Below are 16,354 nucleotides of genomic sequence, written 5' to 3' on the forward strand. Positions count from 1 at the left end.
ATGGCTCCACTTCTACAATCATCACCGCGTCCACTCCGCCATCGGAGCCAAGCCACCGGTCACCCGACTGACCAACGTCCCCGGACATCACAACTAGCCCCGTTTCCGGACGTGAGCCGGGATCGGGCCGCCTGCTGTCATGGTGAACGGCAATGCCGTGGGGAATGTGTCGTCGATCGACTCGATCTCCGCCGAACGGATCATCGTGGCCAGCGCCAGAGTCGCCTCCAGCATCGCGAAGTGGTCGCCGATGCAGGAGCGCGGACCGGCACCGAACGGGAAGAACTGCCATCGGCTCCGCCCAGCGGACTTCTCGTGCGAGAAGCGGTCGGGGTCGAACCGCTCGGGCTCGTCCCAGTACCGGGCGTCGTGCTGGATCGCGTACGCCCCGACCACCACGTTGGTCCCCGCGGGAATCCGGAAGCCGTCCACGGCGACGTCCCGCATCGCCAACCGGCCGATCGCCGGCGCCGGCGGACACATGCGCAACGCTTCGTGGATGACCTGGACGGTGAACGGCAGGGACGGGACGTCCTCGACGGTCAGGGTGCGGTCGCCCAGTACTGACGCCTCGACAGCCAGCCGGGCCTGGACCTCAGGGTGCCGACCGAGCGCCCACAGGCTGTAGGCGAGCGTCGTGGCTGTCGTGTCGTGGCCCGCCAACATGAACACGAGCAGCTCGTCCCTGACCGCCTTCCGGGTCAGCGGCTTGCCGGTCTCGGGGTCCGTCGCGTCGAGCAGGAGCCGCACCAGCTCTGCGTCCCCGTCGGGATGGGCGATCGATGCGTCGATCGCACGATCGACCAGGGCGTGGAGCACTGCCATCGAGCGCCGCATCCGGAAGCGTGCCGGCGTCGGCAGCCACATCGGCGAGCGCACCGGGCGCAACGACCGGTGCGTGACCCACTCCAGCACGCGGCGCACATGGGGTCCCATCGCGCGAGCGTCCTCGCCCAGGTCGAGCCCGAACACGGAACGCCCGACGACCTGGAGGGTCAGGTGCCGCATCTCGACGTCGAGGTCGACGTCACCGCGGCGGGCCATGTCGTCCGCGTGGCCCTGGGCGGCCGCCGCCATGTGGCCGGCGAACGCCGCGACGTGCTTCTTGGTGAAGATCGGCTGGAGCGTTCGGCGCCGGGCCAGCCACCGGGCATGCGGCAGGTTGAAGACGTTGTCGCCCAGAACGCGGTTCTCGACGTGGACGATCATCTCCTTGTCGAAGGCGCCGTCGGAGGCGGCCAGCACGTCGTGGGCGCCCTGCGGCGAGGTCACCACGACGAACGGCGGCACCAGCGCGCGCGGTCCGACCCGAACGGTGGTGACCGGGCCACCGGCGGCACCGATCACACCGAGCCCGCTGTCGAACTGACGGACGTGGCGCAGGCGCTCGACGATCCCCATCGGTACGTCCGGGGCAACCGGCAGCATCCCGAGCTCCTGGATGGCGGGAGCGGCCATTCGCCCACGGTGCCACAGGCCGTCGTACGCCTCAATGGCCCGATCGGGCCACGTAGGATGGGCGAGGTGGGTCAGCCGATGCTGCGGCCCTGGCCGTCCCAGAAGCGCGCACGCAGCGCCTTCTTGTCCGGCTTGCCGAGCGCGGTGAGTGGCAGCGCGTCGACGGCGATGATGTCCTTGGGCGCCTGCACCGACCCCTTGCGTTCCTTGACCGCGTCCTTGATGTCGGCGATCACGTCGTCGGTGAGCTCGAACCCGTCCCTCAGGACCACGACGGCCGTCACTGCCTCGCCGAACTTCTCGTGCGGCGTACCGATGACGCCGACCTGGGCGATCGCAGGGTGTTCGGCGATGACGTCCTCCACCTCGCGCGGGAACACGTTGAAGCCGCCGGTGACGATCATGTCCTTGGTCCGGTCGACGATGTACCAGAGCCCGTTCTCGTCCTCCCGCGCCACGTCACCGGTGTGCATCCACCCGTCCCGGAAGGTCGCGGCCGTCTCTTCGGGCAGCTGCCAGTAACCGGCCGACAGGAGCGGCCCGGCCACGCAGATCTCGCCTGGCTCGCCCTGTGCCACCGGGTTGCCGTCCTCGCCCAGCAAGGCTGTCCGGAGGTACGCCGACGGGCGCCCGCAGGACGTCAGGCGCTCCTCGGCCGGCTTGCCGTCGGCGTCCACGTGGTCGCCCTTGGGGAAGTAGGTGATCACCATCGGCGCCTCGGACTGCCCGTAGTACTGGGCGAAGATCGGGCCGAAGCGCTCGATGGCCTCCTTGAGGCGGACCGGGTTGATGGCGGACGCCCCGTAGTAGACGGTCTCGAGCGAGGACAGGTCGCGGGTGCGCGAGTCCGGGTGGTCCATCAACGCGTAGAGCATCGTCGGCACGAGCATCAGGGAGTTGATCTTCTTCTCCTCGATGGTCGCCAGCACCTCTGCCGGGTCGAACCGTGAGGACACGAACAGCGTGCCGCCCTGGAGCACCACCGGGACGAAGAACGCCGCGCCGGCGTGGGAGAGCGGCGTGCACATCAGGAAGCGCGGCTCGGCCGGCCACTCCCACTCGGCCATCTGGATCTGCGCCATGGTCGAGAACGCACGCACGGTGCCGATGACGCCCTTGGGCTTGCCGGTCGTGCCGCCCGTGTAGGTGATCGACGTGATGTGGTCGGGTTCGAGCACCGCGGCCTGGACGGGCTGCGGCGTGAACGAGGCGGCGACCTCGTTCAGGTCGGTGCCGACCTCAGCGAGCTCCGCAGGCACCGGCCCGATGGTGAGGACCTGCTTGAGCCCGGGGCACTTGCCGAGCAGCTCCACGGCTCGGCCGGCGAAGTACGGGTCGATGACCAGCGTGGTGATGCCCGCGTCGTTGATGACGTAGGCGTGGTCGTCGGCAGAGCCGAGCGGGTGCAGCGACGTGCGCTGGAAGCCCTGCGTCTGGCCCGCGCCGAGGATGAAGAGCACCTCGGGCCGGTTGAGCGCGAGGAGTGCGCCCGGCGTACCGCGGCCGGCCCCGAGGGACTCGAAGGCCTGGATGTACTGCGAGATCCGGTCGGCGGTCTCCGCCCCCGTGAGCGTGACATCGCCCAGGTGGACGATGGGCCGGTGGGCGTGCCGCTTGAGGGCCGCCACCATCAGGTGGCCGTTGTGGGCAGGCGTACGGAGCGTGTCGGTCACTGGAGGCCTTCGGTTATTGAGGAGCACGTGAGGGACGGGCGTGCGTCTCGAAATATAGAACGTGTTCTAGTCGTCGGCAAGGTTCAACCGGCGCGCCGTTCGGCCGGGGCCACGAGCGGCGCCACTCCACCCAGCCGGCGCTGGAACCGGACCTGGTCGGCGTGCGCGTCGAGGACGCCCCAGAGTGCGCGGTGCGCGGCCCACGGCAAGGGGTCCCCTGAGGTGCGCCAGCGTTCACCGAAGCTGATCCACACCGGGATCCAGCCGGCGGCACAGTCCCAGGCACCCTGCTTCGCCTCGATCAGGCGCCGCCTGACCTGGAATGCCGTGCGCGGCCCGTCGACGCAGATCGGCGCAGTCCGTACGGGCCAGACCCACAGGTCGAGCTCCATCAGCTCGAGCTCGAGGTCACGGAGCAGGGCAGGGTCCACCAGCACCGTGGCGACGTTCTCGTGCGGCTCCCGCCTCATGGCCGGAACGCTAGCCCTCGTCGCCGACAGCGACCAGTGTTCCGGGCGAACTCAGGCCAACAGCTCGGCGACCTGCCGGATCTCGGCCGCACTGCGGGAGGACAGGAGCAGTGTCGTCACGCCGGTCTCCTCCCACTGCGCCACGCGCTCACGAACCTCACCGGCGGTACCGATGATGTGCATGTCGTCGACGAGCTCGTCGGGGATCAGCGCCGTGGCCTTGTCCTTCTCCCCTGCCAGGTAGAGGTTCTGCACCTCGTCCGCCAGGGCCTCGTAGCCCATCCGCGCGAAGACCTGCGTGTGGAAGTTCTGCTCCTTGGCGCCCATGCCACCCATGTAGAGGCTGACGAACGGCTTCATCGCATCGACGACGGCCTGCTTCTCGGCAGCGTCCTTCACGACCTGGAGGTGACAGGTCGCCGAGATCTCGAAGTCGGCGCGAGTACGACGGGCGCCCGCTCGGGCGAAGCCCTCGTCCAGCCACGGCTGGTACATGCCGGCACTCCTGGGCGTGTAGAAGATCGGGATCCAGCCGTCGGCGATCTCGGCGGTCTGGGCGACATTCTTCGGGCCCTCGGCGCCGAGCCAGATCGGCAGGTCGGCGCGGAGCGGGTGGACGATCGGCTTGAGCGGCTTCCCGAGGTGCACGGCCCCCGGGCCGTTGTAGGGCAAGGGGTGGTGCGGGCCGGCGTTGATGACCGGCTCCTCGCGCGCCAGGACCTTGCGGATGATCTCGACGACCTCGCGGGTCCGGGCCAGCGGCTTCGAGAACGGCTGGCCGTACCAGCCCTCCACGACCTGCGGGCCGCTCACGCCCATGCCGAGGATGACCCGGCCGTTGGTCAGGTGGTCCAGCGTGAGCGCGTGCATGGCGATCGACGTCGGCGTACGGCCGGACATCTGCACGATGGAGGTGCCGAGCCGCACCCGGCTGGTCTCGCGACCCCACCAGGCCAACGGCGTGAAGGCATCACTCCCCCAGGCCTCGGCGGTGAAGATCGCGTCGAACCCGGCGTCCTCGGCCGCGGCGACGAGCTCGCCCACTCCTTGCGGGGGCTGCGCGCCCCAGTAGCCCAACTGCAGTCCCAGCTTCATGGCTGCATCATGCCCGTCGAGTGAAAGCATTTCTAGAACGTGTTTCACTTTTGAGCAGAACATGTTTCACTTTGGCTCATGAGCCGCACCTTGCAGGCGCCCGTGACGGTCGCCTTCGACTACACGCGATCGACCGGCCCCGTCGTTGGTCGTTTCCTCTCCGGACTTCGCGACGGAGTGGTCGTCGGCGGACGGACCTCGGCCGGTCAGGTCGTCGTCCCACCGCTCGAGTTCGACCCCGTCACCCACGAGGCGACGACCGAGTTCGTGGACGTGGCGTCCGTCGGCACGGTCACGTCCTGGACCTGGGTCCCCGAGCCGGTGAAGGGCCAGCCGTTCGACCGGCCGTTCGCCTTCGCCCTCGTCACGCTCGACGGCGCCGACGTGCCGTTCCTCCACGCGCTGGACGTCTCCTCGCCCGCCGAGGTCACCACCGGCATGCGGGTGCGTGTGCGCTGGGCCGCGGAGCGGGTCGGCCACATCAACGACATCGCGTGCTTCGAGCCGCTCGCCCCCGGCGAGGCCGAGGCAGCCGCCGCTGCGGCCGCCTCCGACGAGCCGGTCACCGGCGTCGTCACGACGGTGTCCCTCGACTACAACTACGCGGCCTCGCCCGAGGAGTCGCTGTTCTACCGCGGCCTCAACGAGGGCCGGATCATGGGCCAGCGCTGCCCCACCTGCGAGAAGGTCTACGTGCCGCCGCGCAGCGCGTGCCCCGCTGACGGGACGCCGACCGCGGAGGAGGTCGAGCTCTCGCAGACCGGCACCATCACGACGTTCTGCATCGTCAACGTGCCGTTCCTGGGCCAGAAGATCAAGCCGCCGTACGTGTCGGCGTACGTGCTCCTCGACGGCGCCGACATCGCGGTCCTGCACCTCATCCTCGGCGTTCCTGCCGACGAGGTGCGGATGGGCATGCGGGTCAAGGCGGTCTGGAAGCCGAAGGACGAGTGGGCGTACTCCCTGGAGAACATCGACCACTTCGCGCCGACCGGCGAACCGGACGCCGACTACGCCACCTACCAGCAGCACCTGTGAACACCCCACGACGTTCCTTCAGAAAGGCCTGCCACTAATGCGTGACGTCGCCGTCGTCGGGTTCGCCCAGCGACAGATGCCTGAATTCGACGGGTCCCCGACCTGTGTCGAGCTCCTCGTCCCGGTCTTCAAGGAGCTCTACGAGCAGACCGGCTGGACCCGCAGGGACGTCGGGTTCTGGTGCTCCGGCTCCTCCGACTACCTCGCCGGCCGTTCGTTCTCGTTCGTCCAGGCCGTCGACGCGATCGGTGTCATTCCGCCGGTCAACGAGTCGCACGTGGAGATGGACCTCGCCTGGGCCATGTACGAGGCGTGGATCAAGATCCAGACGGGCGAGGTCGACACCGCCCTCGTCTACGCGTTCGGCAAGAGCTCGGCCGGAGTGCTGCGCCGCACGCTCGCCCTCCAGCTCGAGCCGTACACGATGACGCCCCTGTGGCCCGACACCGTGTCCCTGGCCGGCCTCCAGGCCCGCGTGGGCATCGACGCCGGCGCCTGGGACGAGCGCGCCATGGCCGAGGTCGCGAACCGCTCGCTGACCGACGCCGAGAAGAACGAGTACGCCATCCGGAAGGGCGGCTCGTCGGTCGACGAGCTGCTCGCACGCCCGATGTACGCGGACCCGCTGCGCAAGCACGACTGCTCCCCCGTCACCGACGGTGTGGCGGCGCTGGTGCTCGCTGCTGGCGACAAGGCCCGCGACGTCCGCGAGCGTCCCGCCTGGCTCACCGGAATCTCCCACAACGTCGACCCCATGGGCATGGGTGTTCGCGACCTCACCCGGTCGCCATCGGCCCAGCGGGCCGGTGCCGCACTCGACCTCGGCGGCGTCGACCTGGCCGAGCTGCACGCACCGTTCAGCCACCAGGAGCTCATCCTGCGCAAGGAGCTGGGCCTCGGCGACGACGTCGTCATCAACCCGTCCGGCGGCGCGCTGGCGAGCAACCCGATGTTCTCCGGTGGTGGCATCCGCGTCGGCGAGGCCGCGACGAGGATCTGGTCCGGTGAGGCCGACAAGGCCCTCGCCCACGCCACCAGTGGCCCCGCCCTGCAGCAGAACCTCGTCTGCACCCTGGAAGGAAACATCTGATGGGCAAGCAGCCTGCAGCGATCATCGGCGTCGGCCAGACGCACCACCGCGCGAAGCGCGAGGACCTCTCCATGGCCGGCCTGTGCCGCGAGGCCATCGACCGCGCGCTCCTCGACGCCAACATGACGCTCGACGACATCGACGCCATCGTGGTCGGCAAGGCGCCGGACCTGTTCGAGGGCGTGATGATGCCCGAGCTGTTCCTCGCCGAGGCCCTCGGCGCGGCCGGCAAGCCGCTCCTGCGGGTCCACACCGCCGGCTCGGTCGGCGGCTCGACCGCGATCGTCGCGGCGTCCCTGGTCCAGGCCGGCGTCCACAAGCGGGTGCTGACGGTCGCCTACGAGAAGCAGTCCGAGTCCAACGCGATGTGGGCGCTCTCGGTGCCGCTGCCGTTCAACATGCCCGTCCACGCGGGTGCCGGCGGCTACTTCGCACCGCACGTGCGTTCCTACATCCGCCGTTCCCAGGCCCCCACCCACGTGGGTGCGATCGTGGCCGCCAAGGACCGCAACAACGCGCTGAAGAACCCCTACGCGCACCTCCACAACGAGGGCACGACCGTCGAGTCTGTCCTGGCCTCGCAGATGCTCTGGGACCCGATCCGGTACGACGAGACCTGCCCCTCGAGCGACGGTGCCTGCGCGCTGGTCATCGTCGACGAGGACACCGCCCGGTCCTCGCCGAACCCGGCCTGGATCCACGGCACGGTGATGCGCTCGGAGGCCACCACGGCCGCCGAGCGTGACCAGGTCAACCCGCAGGCCGGGCGTGACGCCGCAGCCGCGCTCTGGAAGCAGGCCGGCATCACCAACCCGATCGAGGAGATCGACGCCGCCGAGATCTACGTGCCGTTCTCGTGGTTCGAGCCGATGTGGCTGGAGAACCTCGGCTTCGCGGCCGAGGGCGACGGCTGGAAGCTGACCGAGGCCGGCGAGACAGCGATGACCGGCAAGATCCCCGTCAACTGCTCCGGCGGTGTCCTGTCGTCGAACCCGATCGGCGCCTCCGGCATGCTCCGCTTCGGCGAGGCGGCGCTCCAGGTCCGCGGCGCGGCCGGCGAGCACCAGGTCGACGGCGTACGACGGGCACTCGGCCACGCCTACGGCGGTGGCTCGCAGTTCTTCGCGATGTGGGTGGTCGGTTCGGAGAAGCCGACCAACTGAGCACCACGGTTTGGGGGCAGGCCCCACCGATCCACCACTCGTCTCCTTCGCCACGCGATGGGGCCAATCCTGGCCGAGTGGTGGATCGTCCGGACCCGTGCACGAATTCTTGCCCCGGCCCGCGCCCGATAGGCTCGTTTCGTGATTGAGCTCCGCACCCCCGCCCAGATCGAGCAGATGCGTCCCGCCGGTCGTTTCGTCGCCTCGGTGATCAAGGCCCTGTCCGAGAAGGCCGCCGTGGGCGTGAACCTGCTCGAGCTCGACGCCCTGGCCCACAAGATGATCAAGGACGCCGGTGCGGAGTCCTGCTACATCGACTACCACCCGTCGTTCGGTGCCAGCCCGTTCGGCAAGGTCCTGTGCACGTCGGTCAACGACGCCGTCCTGCACGGCCTGCCGTTCGACTACGTCCTCCAGGACGGCGACCTGCTCTCCGTCGACTTCGCTGCCTCCGTCGACGGCTGGGTGGCCGATTCGGCCCTGTCGGTGATCGTCGGTACGCCGAACGAGAAGGACCAGTGGCTCATCGACGTCACCCAGCGCGCCCTCGACGCCGGCATCGACGCCGCCCGTGCGGGCAACAAGCTCGGCGACATCTCGTTCGCGATCGGCAGTGTCGCCCACGCCGAGGGCCTGAAGGTCAACCTGCAGTTCGGTGGCCACGGCGTCGGCCGGACCATGCACGGCGAGCCGCACATCTCCAACGACGGGCGCCCGGGCCGCGGCCTGAAGCTCCGCCCCGGCCTCGTCATCGCCATCGAGCCGTGGTTCCTGCACACGACGGACGAGATCACCTTCGACCCCGACGGCTGGACCATCCGCTCGGCCGACGGATCGCGGGGCGCGCACACCGAGCACACCGTGGCCATCACCGACGGCGACCCGCTGGTGCTGACCGCCCGCGACTGACCGAGCTCCGGGCGGCGTACGACGGGGACTGATGTCGACCGCTCGTCGTCGCTAACTTGGGTCCATGGCTCGCAACCGGACCCTTGCCTGCGTCTTCGCCCATCCCGATGACGACGCGTACGGCGCTGCAGGCAGCGTCGCACTGCATGCCGATGACCGGGACTTCAGGTTCGTCCTGATCCATGCGACGTACGGCGAGCAGGGCGAGATCCGCGACGGGTTCCCGGCCACGCGCGAGACGCTGGGGGCGGTCCGACGGGACGAGGACGAGGCCGCGTGGCGCGCACACGGTCGCGTGCCCGATCGACACGAGTGGCTCGGCCTGCCCGACGGTGCGCTGGCAGAGGTCCCGTTCGAGGAGGTCGTCGCAGCCGTCGCACAGATCCTCGACGAGGAGGATCCCGCCGTCGTCGTGACGTTCGGACCCGACGGGATCTTCGGGCACCCAGACCACATCACGATCGGCGCAGCCACGGACGAGGCGTTCGCTCGCCTGCGGTCCGACGACCGATCCGGGTTCCAGCGCCTCGCACACGGCGCGGTCCCCCAGTCGGTCTTCGAGCGCTGGAACCGCCAGCGCGCCGACCTCGGCCTCTTCACCTTCGACCCGACGCAGACCTTCCACATGCGGGGCGTACCGGACGACCAGATCCGGATCACCGTGGACTGCAGCCAGCACGCGAGCCGGATCGTGGCGGGCCTGCGGGAACACAAGAGCCAGCTGCACGTGATGTCGGACGACCCGACCAACACCGAGCAGTGGGAGCGTCGTGTCGGTCGCGAGTGGTACGCCGTCGCGTGGCCCGAGACCGAGGGGCAGGCGCCCATGCTCACGGACCTCTTCGAAGGTCTTGCCTGACCCATGTCGAGAACCCGGGCTCAGCTCCGTCCCTGCTTCGACGGACCCGCCCCACCGCTGGAGGACTGACTCATGGCCCACGTACGACTCTTCGACCACGTCGGCATCACCGTTGCCGACCTCGACGCGGCGACGGCGTTCTTCGTCACGCTCGGTCTCGAGGTGGAAGGTACGGCGACGCTGGAAGGCCAGTTCGTCGACGACGTGATCGGCATCCCCGGCTCCCGCAGCCAGATCGTCATGCTGCGGCCACCGGGCGGTGGCACCGGACTCGAGCTGTCGACGTTCATCACACCGGACCACCTGCCCGGCTCCCCCGCCCCGATGTCCAACGAGCTCGGCATCCGGAACGTGATGTTCGAGGTCGACGACCTGTCCTCCGTCCTCGACGAGCTGGCTGCCGACGGGTACGGCCTCATCGGGAGCGTGGGCGAGCACGAGGGTTGGCGGATGACCTACGTACGCGGGCCCGAGGGGATCATCGTGGCGCTGGCCGATCGGAACGGCTGACACTCACCCCGGTGGTGCCGGTCGCACGCCATCCCGCCGAGCCTTCTACGCTGGACCCGTGCTCTACGAGGTCCTCCACGCCATCGTCCCTCCCGTCGCGCGCGCCGTGTGGCGGCCGACGATCGAGGGCATCGAGCACGTCCCGATGTCGGGGCCGGTGCTGATCGCCAGCAACCACCTCAGCTTCGCCGACAGCGTGGTGATCCCGATCGTGGCGCCGCGCAAGGTGGTGTTCCTGGCGAAGGCGGAGTACTTCACCGGGTCCGGGGTCAAGGGCCGGATGAGCAAGGCGTGGTTCGAGGGGCTCGGCATGGTGCCCGTCGACCGCAGCGACACTCAGGCCGCACTCAAGTCGCTCGACATCGCCCTGGAGGTCCTCGGCCGCGGTGAGGCCTTCGGGATCTACCCCGAGGGCACCCGCTCCCGCGACGGGAAGCTCTACCGCGGCCGTACAGGTATCGCGCAGCTCGCCCTGACTGCCGGCGTGCCCGTCGTACCCGTCGGGTTGATCGGCACCGAGAACCTGCAACCGGTGGACGGCGCCCTCCCGAAGCGCGCGAAGGTGACCGTCCGGTTCGGCGAGCCGCTCGACTTCAAGGGCCGCTTCGACGGCGTCGCGCCCGGACGGGCCCGCCGCCAGGTCACCGACGAGATCATGGACGCGATCCATGCCCTCACCGGCCAGGAGCGGGTCGAGGCGTACAACGAACGGCCCATCGACGCCTGAGGGCCTTGAGCGATCAGGGATGCTGGACTCCGACCTGCCAGGAGGACCCGTCACGTGAGCGCCACCGAGACCACGCCGTCCGACGCCGTACCCCTGATGCCGCCGGCACGCACCGGGTCCGAGCTGCTCCGTGAGCTCTTCGTGGGGTTGCTGGGGACCGAGGCGACCGACGCCCAGACCCATGACCTCGCCGCACAGCTGCGCGACCTCCAGGTCGGGATGGCCCGGTTCCGGATGCGCTACCAGTTCGCGCTGGACGAGGTGACGACGAAGATCTCGATCCTGCGCGAGGAGTTCGAGCAGACCCACGACCACAGCCCCATCGAGCACGTGCGCACCCGACTGAAGACGGTCGAGAGCCTCTTCGCGAAGGTCGCCCGGATCGACTGCGAGCCGACCCTCGAGGACATCGAGGCCAAGATCCGCGACATCGCCGGGATCCGGGTCGTCTGCCCGTTCGTGTCGGACGTGTACTGGATCAGCGACATGCTCACGGGGCAGCCTGACGTCACGGTCCTCGAGGTCGAGGACTACATCCGCTCCCCCAAGGCCAACGGCTACCGCAGCCTCCACCTGATCATCCGGGTGCCGGTGTTCCTCTCCGACCGCACCGAGCACGTGCCGGTCGAGCTGCAGATCCGCACGATCGCCATGGACTTCTGGGCCAGCGTCGAGCACTCGATCTACTACAAGTACGACGGCATCGTCCCCACGACGCTGCTCGATGAGCTGCACCGGGCCGCCGACACCGCGTCAGCGCTCGACCAGACCATGGGCCGGTTGCGCACCGAGGTCCGCGAGCTCGGCTCCTAGGCCCCGCCGCGCATCTTGGCGAGCCTGGCCCGCAGCGCCGGCACCCGGTCCTCATTGGCGCGCAGGTCGACGTACGCATCGCCGTACACCCAGAGCAGTGCGTCGTCGAGGCGTCGTACGGCGCCCGGCGGGTAGCGATAGTCCATCCGCTCCTTGAGCGCCTCATCGTCCACGGACCGCAGCGTCTCGCCGAGCTCGTTGAGCGAGGTGATGCCCAGCTCCAGCACCAGCGCGGAGATCCACGTGTAGTGGTCGGTGCGCGACCAGCCGGAGTCGGAGTACTGGCCGGCGAGGAAGGCGGCGAGCTCGCGGGGGCTGATCCGCGGGTCGTCGTCCTCCGGCTCGTCGCTCGGTCCGGCCATGCCGGACTGGAGCCGGTCGCGGATCGTGGAGAACTCGCGATCGGCGAGCTCGAGCAGGCCGGCCGCCAGGGTGAAGCGCCGGTCGAGGTCCGGGACGTACTCGTCGGGGATCGTGCCCTTGTAGCGGATGTCGTGCTCGAACTCCGCCCACGCGTGCTGGAGGACGGTGCGGACCTGGATCTGGGCCTGCCGCCCCCGCAGTGCCGCGAACTCGTCGTGCCCCTCGCGGGCCGGGTCGAGGCTCACGAGCAGGTGACGGCTCGCGTAGCCCCAGCGCCCTTCGCTGGCGGTCTCACGACCCATGTCGCGGTCGTCGAGGACCACCACCTGGTCCTCCATGAGGTCGGCCACCGCCTGGACGTCGCTGTGCACGTAGGTGATGACGCGGATCCCGATCTGGTCGGTGATCTGGCGCAGCGGATCGTCGAAGACCGGCTTCCCGTCGACCGTCCTCGCCGCCTTCGCTGCGAAGGACGACACGGACTTCGCGCGGCCCGTGACGGTCAGGTAATTGATGCCCGCCTCGTCGAGGATCGACGTGACCAGCTCGACGAACTGGTCGGTCGCCTGGCGCAGCTGGGGCTGGATCTCGGTGTACTCACGGATCGCGGCGCCCGCACCACTCACGGCGACGGGCGCGGTCCGGGGAGACGGGACCAGGTCGGCAGGCAGTGCAGGCGTGACGATGTAGCCCGTCTCGAAGTCGCCATAGGTCGCCGTCTGCTCGGGGCGACGGGCAGCGAACAACGCGACGTACGCGCAGATCACGGCGTCGACCTGGTCCTCGACGACGCGCAGCTCGCTCTTGCGTCCGGCTGTCTCGACCGCCGCCCGCAACGCCGTCCAGGCTGGGCTGGTCACCTTCAGGGGCGGATCGGCGGCGACGAGTCCCTCGACCAGGCCGAGCAGGACCAGCAGCTCCGCCCGGAGCTGCTCGAAGTCGCGTCCGGGCTTGTTCTTGTACTTGAGCGTCCGACCCAGCCGGAACAACGCCACGGTGGCCGGGTGCGGGTAGACCTCGATCGCGCGGCGTGCGCGGCCCGATCGCGGGTTCATGTCGAGGCCGAGACGTCCGGCGATGCGTGCGCCGCGTGGCTGTCCGCTGAACTCCGGCTTGCCGGTGTTGGACGGGTGGGCGCCGGCGTCGAACCGGGCGAAGTCCTTGTTCAGCTCCGCCTCCGCCGGGCGGTTGCCGGTCTTGTTCACCACGATGAGCGGCGCGTCGATGGCGACGAGGCAGTCGCCGTCGACGTACGGCGCCTGGGCCTCGACGATCTCGTCGTCACTGGTCACCGTGGCCACCGACACCAACTGGCCGTCCGCATCGAGGACGGCCAGGCCGGTGGGCTTGCGGTCGCCCCACGCGAGGTCGACTCCGACGAAATGCATAAGGGGCAGCCTGCCCTACTGGCTGCCCCCATGCGTGGTGGACATGGATCAGTTGTCGGCGATCTTGTTGAGGACCTTGAAGCTGGCGTCCAGGTCGACGTCCCACTCGACGTTGTTCCTGTCGAGCACCTCGACGTCGTAGGCAGCGCCACGGTCGTCGCTGGCCTCGACCTCGCGGACCGTCCCGCCACCGACGGCAGCGAGAGCAGCCTTCTCGGCGGACGCCCGCTCGGTCGCGCTGAGGACGCGGTCGTCGGCGTCCGGGGCCTCGTTGCGGTCATCGGTGTCGGTGTCGCCATCGCGGTCGTCATCAGCGGCGTCATCGGCGTCGTCGGCGTCGTCGGCGTCCTTGCCGATGACCTTCAGGTCCTTGTCCAGGGTCACGTCGATCTCGGAGCCGTCGGTCCGGCGGACCTCGACCTCGTAGGCCTCGCCCTGGTCATCGCTGGTCTCGACGTCGACAGCCTCGCCGCCGCCCACGGCACCGGTGGCCGCACTGGCGACCCGGTCGCGCTCATCGCCCTTGACGTCGTTGTCGGCAGAGGCAGTCCAGACGGTTCCGCCCACGGCCAGGACGGCAACGGCGGCGATGGCGGGAAGGAGGATTCGCTTGCTACGGAGCTTGTTCGTGTTCATGGCCTCAGCCTCTCCCGACCCCGCTGAAGCCAGCCTGAACGTGCCTGAAAGCCCGTTCAGGAAGCAGATTCGGCAGGCAACCGTACGACGAAGCGCGCGCCGCCCAGTGGCGACGTCGACACCTGCACGGCTCCCCCGTGGGCCACCACGATCTCGCGGACGATGGCCAGTCCGAGGCCGCTGCCGCCGGCGTCGCGGGCCCGCGCCTCGTCAAGCCGCACGAATCGTTCGAACACGCGGCCGCGGTCCGCCTCGGGGACACCGGGTCCGTCGTCGTCAACGACGAGCTCGACTCCCCCGACGACATCCCGGACGGCGATCGCGAGGGTGTCGGTCGCATGACGCGCTGCGTTGTCGACGAGATTGCGCACGACCTGGGCCAGGGCGACCTCGTCGCCGCGAACGCGGCCCGGCGCGATTCCGGAGGTGTCGACGGCGAGACCGGTGCGGCGTACCCGCCGGGCCTCCGCCAGCGCAAGGTCGTCCAGGTCGATGTCCTGGGAACGTCGTGGGGCGCCTTCGTCCGCACGGGTCAGGATCAGCAGCTGCTCGACGAGGCGCTGCATCCGCGCCCCTTCCTCGAGTACGGCGTCCGCGAGCTCACCCTCGGGCAGGGCACCAGGATGGGCCCTGGCGACCTCGGCCGTCTGGCGAATGCTCGCCAGCGGCGAGCGCAGCTCGTGGGACGCATCGGCGACGAACTGTTGCTGCTGGGTTCGGGAGGCCTCCAGTCGGCCGAGCATCAGGTTCATCGTGTGGGCGAGGCGGTGGATCTCGTCCTGTGCCGGAGGTTCGGGAACGCGTCGATCCAGCTGGTCACCGGTGATCTGCTCGACCTCACGACGGATCCGTTCGACCGGGGCCAGCGCACGCGTGACCACGATCCAGGTCGTTCCCCCGAGGAGCAGGAGCAGCAACGGCAGGCCCACGACGAGTGGCGTGACCAGGGCGGTCGTCGACTCGTCGACGTCCTCGAAGGACACCGCGACCACGACCTCGTAGTCATCGGCCTCCTCGCTCACCACCAGGTAGCGGTGGTCGCCCTCAGGGAGGTTGACGGTGTCGCCGTCGTCTCGCGGCACTGCAGGCAGCAACGGCTGGGAGCTGCGCACGACGGCACCATCGGCGTCGAGGACCTGCCAGACGAGCTCGTCGGGCTCCACCTCGTCGTCGTCCTCGTCCTCGGCGTCCTCGGCGTCCTCGGCCTCGGTCACACCGGACTCCGGCAGGCCGGTCGACTCGATCTGGGCGACGAGCTCGGAGGCGCGCTGTTCGGCCGTCGCCTCCACCCCGTCACGCAGTGACGCGCGCACCAGGGCCACCAGGGCGAACCCGCCGACCACGAGCACGATCGCCACCACCAGGACAGCCGCGGCCGTCGTACGCAGGCGGACGGAGGCGCGCCGCCAGGACACGTCAGCCACCGTCGCTCGCCAGCCGGTAGCCGGCACCGCGGATGGTCTGGATCGCGTCCCGTTCGAAGGGGCGGTCGATCTTGTTGCGCAGGTGCCGGATGTAGACCTCGATGATGTTCGGATCGCCCTCGAAGTCGTCGTCCCAGACCGCCTCGAGGATCTGGCGCTTCGAGACCACGTCGCCGGTGTGCCGGGCCAGGAAGCCCAGCAGCGAGAACTCCCTGGCTGTCAGGTCGATCTCGACGTCGCCACGCCAGACGCGCCGGGCGGCGGGATCGACCCGGAGGTCGCCCGCTTCGAGCGAGGTCGGACGTTCCTTCGCACCGCGCCGGGCCACGGCGCGCAGGCGGGCCACCAGTACCGGGAACGAGAACGGCTTGGTGAGGTAGTCGTCAGCACCGGTGTCGAGGCCCTCGACCTGGTCCCATTCGCCGTCCTTGGCGGTGAGCATCAGGATCGGCGTCCAGTTCTTCTCCGCGCGCAGGGTCTCGCACACCTTGTAGCCGTTGATCCCCGGCAGCATCAGGTCGAGGACGATCGCGGCGTACTCGTTCTCCCGGGCCATCCACAGGCCGTCGGTCCCGTCGTGGACGACATCGACGGCGAAGCCCTCGGCCTCCAGCCCCAGCTTCAGGGATCGCGCGAGCCGTTGCTCGTCGTCGACGACGAGAACACGCATGGCAACCTCCGGTGGCGAAATGCAGATCAGGGCGGTCCCATTGTCGTGGAACCACCCTGAAGCTGCGC

16 protein-coding genes are annotated in these 16,354 nt (G+C 69.5%); 8 read left to right on the plus strand and 8 right to left on the minus strand.

Translation table 11 applies throughout. The annotated features are described in order from the left end of the window. Positions 1-93: 93 nt before the first annotated feature. The 4 genes from ACOACQ_RS16835 to ACOACQ_RS16850 form a co-directional block, all read right to left on the minus strand. The gene (locus ACOACQ_RS16835; protein ID WP_420288824.1) at positions 94-1,458 is read right to left on the minus strand and encodes a cytochrome P450; all 1,365 of its coding nucleotides are present in this window, start codon (positions 1,456-1,458) and stop codon (positions 94-96) included. Positions 1,459-1,529: 71 nt separating this feature from the next. Next, a complete protein-coding gene (fadD8, locus tag ACOACQ_RS16840) occupies positions 1,530-3,131 on the minus strand; it encodes a fatty-acid--CoA ligase FadD8 (RefSeq protein WP_420288825.1) in 1,602 nt (533 codons plus the stop codon). Between the two features lie 83 nt (positions 3,132-3,214). After that, a complete protein-coding gene (locus tag ACOACQ_RS16845) occupies positions 3,215-3,601 on the minus strand; it encodes a hypothetical protein (RefSeq protein WP_378605657.1) in 387 nt (128 codons plus the stop codon). Between the two features lie 51 nt (positions 3,602-3,652). Beyond that, on the minus strand, positions 3,653-4,696 hold the full coding sequence (locus ACOACQ_RS16850) for an LLM class F420-dependent oxidoreductase (RefSeq protein ID WP_378605654.1): 1,044 nt from the start codon (positions 4,694-4,696) through the stop codon (positions 3,653-3,655). Positions 4,697-4,774: 78 nt separating this feature from the next. On the opposite strand from ACOACQ_RS16850, the gene ACOACQ_RS16855 reads away from it, so the two are divergent. From ACOACQ_RS16855 to ACOACQ_RS16890, 8 genes are all read left to right on the plus strand, one after another. Beyond that, positions 4,775-5,734 (plus strand): Zn-ribbon domain-containing OB-fold protein, encoded by a 960-nt coding sequence (locus ACOACQ_RS16855; protein WP_420288826.1) that lies wholly within the window; start codon positions 4,775-4,777, stop codon positions 5,732-5,734. 37 nt (positions 5,735-5,771) lie between these two features. Beyond that, entirely contained in the window at positions 5,772-6,824 is a 1,053-nt protein-coding gene (locus ACOACQ_RS16860; protein ID WP_420288827.1) for a thiolase domain-containing protein, read from the plus strand. Further along, the gene (locus ACOACQ_RS16865; RefSeq protein ID WP_378605645.1) at positions 6,824-7,987 is read left to right on the plus strand and encodes a thiolase domain-containing protein; all 1,164 of its coding nucleotides are present in this window, start codon (positions 6,824-6,826) and stop codon (positions 7,985-7,987) included. Before ACOACQ_RS16860 ends, ACOACQ_RS16865 begins: the two co-directional genes overlap by 1 nt. A gap of 141 nt (positions 7,988-8,128) precedes the next feature. Further along, on the plus strand, positions 8,129-8,896 hold the full coding sequence (map, locus tag ACOACQ_RS16870; protein ID WP_182376444.1) for a type I methionyl aminopeptidase: 768 nt from the start codon (positions 8,129-8,131) through the stop codon (positions 8,894-8,896). 64 nt (positions 8,897-8,960) lie between these two features. After that, positions 8,961-9,755 carry a PIG-L deacetylase family protein gene (locus ACOACQ_RS16875; protein ID WP_420288828.1) on the plus strand — a complete coding sequence of 265 codons (795 nt, stop codon included), beginning with the start codon at positions 8,961-8,963 and terminating at the stop codon, positions 9,753-9,755. Positions 9,756-9,827: 72 nt separating this feature from the next. Continuing rightward, on the plus strand, positions 9,828-10,265 hold the full coding sequence (locus ACOACQ_RS16880; RefSeq protein WP_420288829.1) for a VOC family protein: 438 nt from the start codon (positions 9,828-9,830) through the stop codon (positions 10,263-10,265). 58 nt (positions 10,266-10,323) lie between these two features. Beyond that, positions 10,324-10,992: a lysophospholipid acyltransferase family protein gene (locus ACOACQ_RS16885; RefSeq protein ID WP_420288830.1), complete on the plus strand. Its 669-nt coding sequence runs from the start codon at positions 10,324-10,326 to the stop codon at positions 10,990-10,992. A 54-nt stretch (positions 10,993-11,046) separates the two neighbouring features. Next, positions 11,047-11,805: a GTP pyrophosphokinase gene (locus tag ACOACQ_RS16890; protein WP_420288831.1), complete on the plus strand. Its 759-nt coding sequence runs from the start codon at positions 11,047-11,049 to the stop codon at positions 11,803-11,805. On the opposite strand, the gene ACOACQ_RS16895 is transcribed toward ACOACQ_RS16890, so the two are convergent. The 4 genes from ACOACQ_RS16895 to ACOACQ_RS16910 are packed head-to-tail and all read right to left on the minus strand — an operon-like array spanning position 11,802 to position 16,286. Beyond that, the gene (locus ACOACQ_RS16895; RefSeq protein ID WP_420288832.1) at positions 11,802-13,556 is read right to left on the minus strand and encodes a DUF429 domain-containing protein; all 1,755 of its coding nucleotides are present in this window, start codon (positions 13,554-13,556) and stop codon (positions 11,802-11,804) included. The two genes, ACOACQ_RS16890 and ACOACQ_RS16895, sit on opposite strands and share 4 nt — an antisense overlap. Positions 13,557-13,604: 48 nt before the next feature. Continuing rightward, the gene (locus ACOACQ_RS16900) at positions 13,605-14,192 is read right to left on the minus strand and encodes a PepSY domain-containing protein (protein WP_420288833.1); all 588 of its coding nucleotides are present in this window, start codon (positions 14,190-14,192) and stop codon (positions 13,605-13,607) included. Between the two features lie 56 nt (positions 14,193-14,248). After that, on the minus strand, positions 14,249-15,607 hold the full coding sequence (locus ACOACQ_RS16905) for a HAMP domain-containing sensor histidine kinase (RefSeq protein WP_420288834.1): 1,359 nt from the start codon (positions 15,605-15,607) through the stop codon (positions 14,249-14,251). A gap of 1 nt (position 15,608) precedes the next feature. Next, a complete protein-coding gene (locus ACOACQ_RS16910; protein ID WP_420288835.1) occupies positions 15,609-16,286 on the minus strand; it encodes a response regulator transcription factor in 678 nt (225 codons plus the stop codon). Positions 16,287-16,354 lie beyond the last annotated feature (68 nt).

It is taken from the genome of Nocardioides sp. CPCC 206347, assembly GCF_048654605.1.
Taxonomy (GTDB): Bacteria; Actinomycetota; Actinomycetes; order Propionibacteriales; family Nocardioidaceae; genus Nocardioides.

Bases quoted from the DNA above. Each gene is read 5' to 3' on its own strand.
- ACOACQ_RS16835 (WP_420288824.1), bottom strand. From the start codon at position 1,458: ATGGCCGCTCCCGCCATCCAGGAGCTCGGGATGCTGCCGGTTGCCCCG.
- ACOACQ_RS16845 (WP_378605657.1), bottom strand. From the start codon at position 3,601: ATGAGGCGGGAGCCGCACGAGAACGTCGCCACGGTGCTGGTGGACCCT.
- ACOACQ_RS16850 (WP_378605654.1), bottom strand. From the start codon at position 4,696: ATGAAGCTGGGACTGCAGTTGGGCTACTGGGGCGCGCAGCCCCCGCAA.
- ACOACQ_RS16855 (WP_420288826.1), top strand. From the start codon at position 4,775: ATGAGCCGCACCTTGCAGGCGCCCGTGACGGTCGCCTTCGACTACACG.
- ACOACQ_RS16860 (WP_420288827.1), top strand. From the start codon at position 5,772: ATGCGTGACGTCGCCGTCGTCGGGTTCGCCCAGCGACAGATGCCTGAA.
- ACOACQ_RS16865 (WP_378605645.1), top strand. From the start codon at position 6,824: ATGGGCAAGCAGCCTGCAGCGATCATCGGCGTCGGCCAGACGCACCAC.
- ACOACQ_RS16875 (WP_420288828.1), top strand. From the start codon at position 8,961: ATGGCTCGCAACCGGACCCTTGCCTGCGTCTTCGCCCATCCCGATGAC.
- ACOACQ_RS16880 (WP_420288829.1), top strand. From the start codon at position 9,828: ATGGCCCACGTACGACTCTTCGACCACGTCGGCATCACCGTTGCCGAC.
- ACOACQ_RS16895 (WP_420288832.1), bottom strand. From the start codon at position 13,556: ATGCATTTCGTCGGAGTCGACCTCGCGTGGGGCGACCGCAAGCCCACC.
- ACOACQ_RS16900 (WP_420288833.1), bottom strand. From the start codon at position 14,192: ATGAACACGAACAAGCTCCGTAGCAAGCGAATCCTCCTTCCCGCCATC.
- ACOACQ_RS16910 (WP_420288835.1), bottom strand. From the start codon at position 16,286: ATGCGTGTTCTCGTCGTCGACGACGAGCAACGGCTCGCGCGATCCCTG.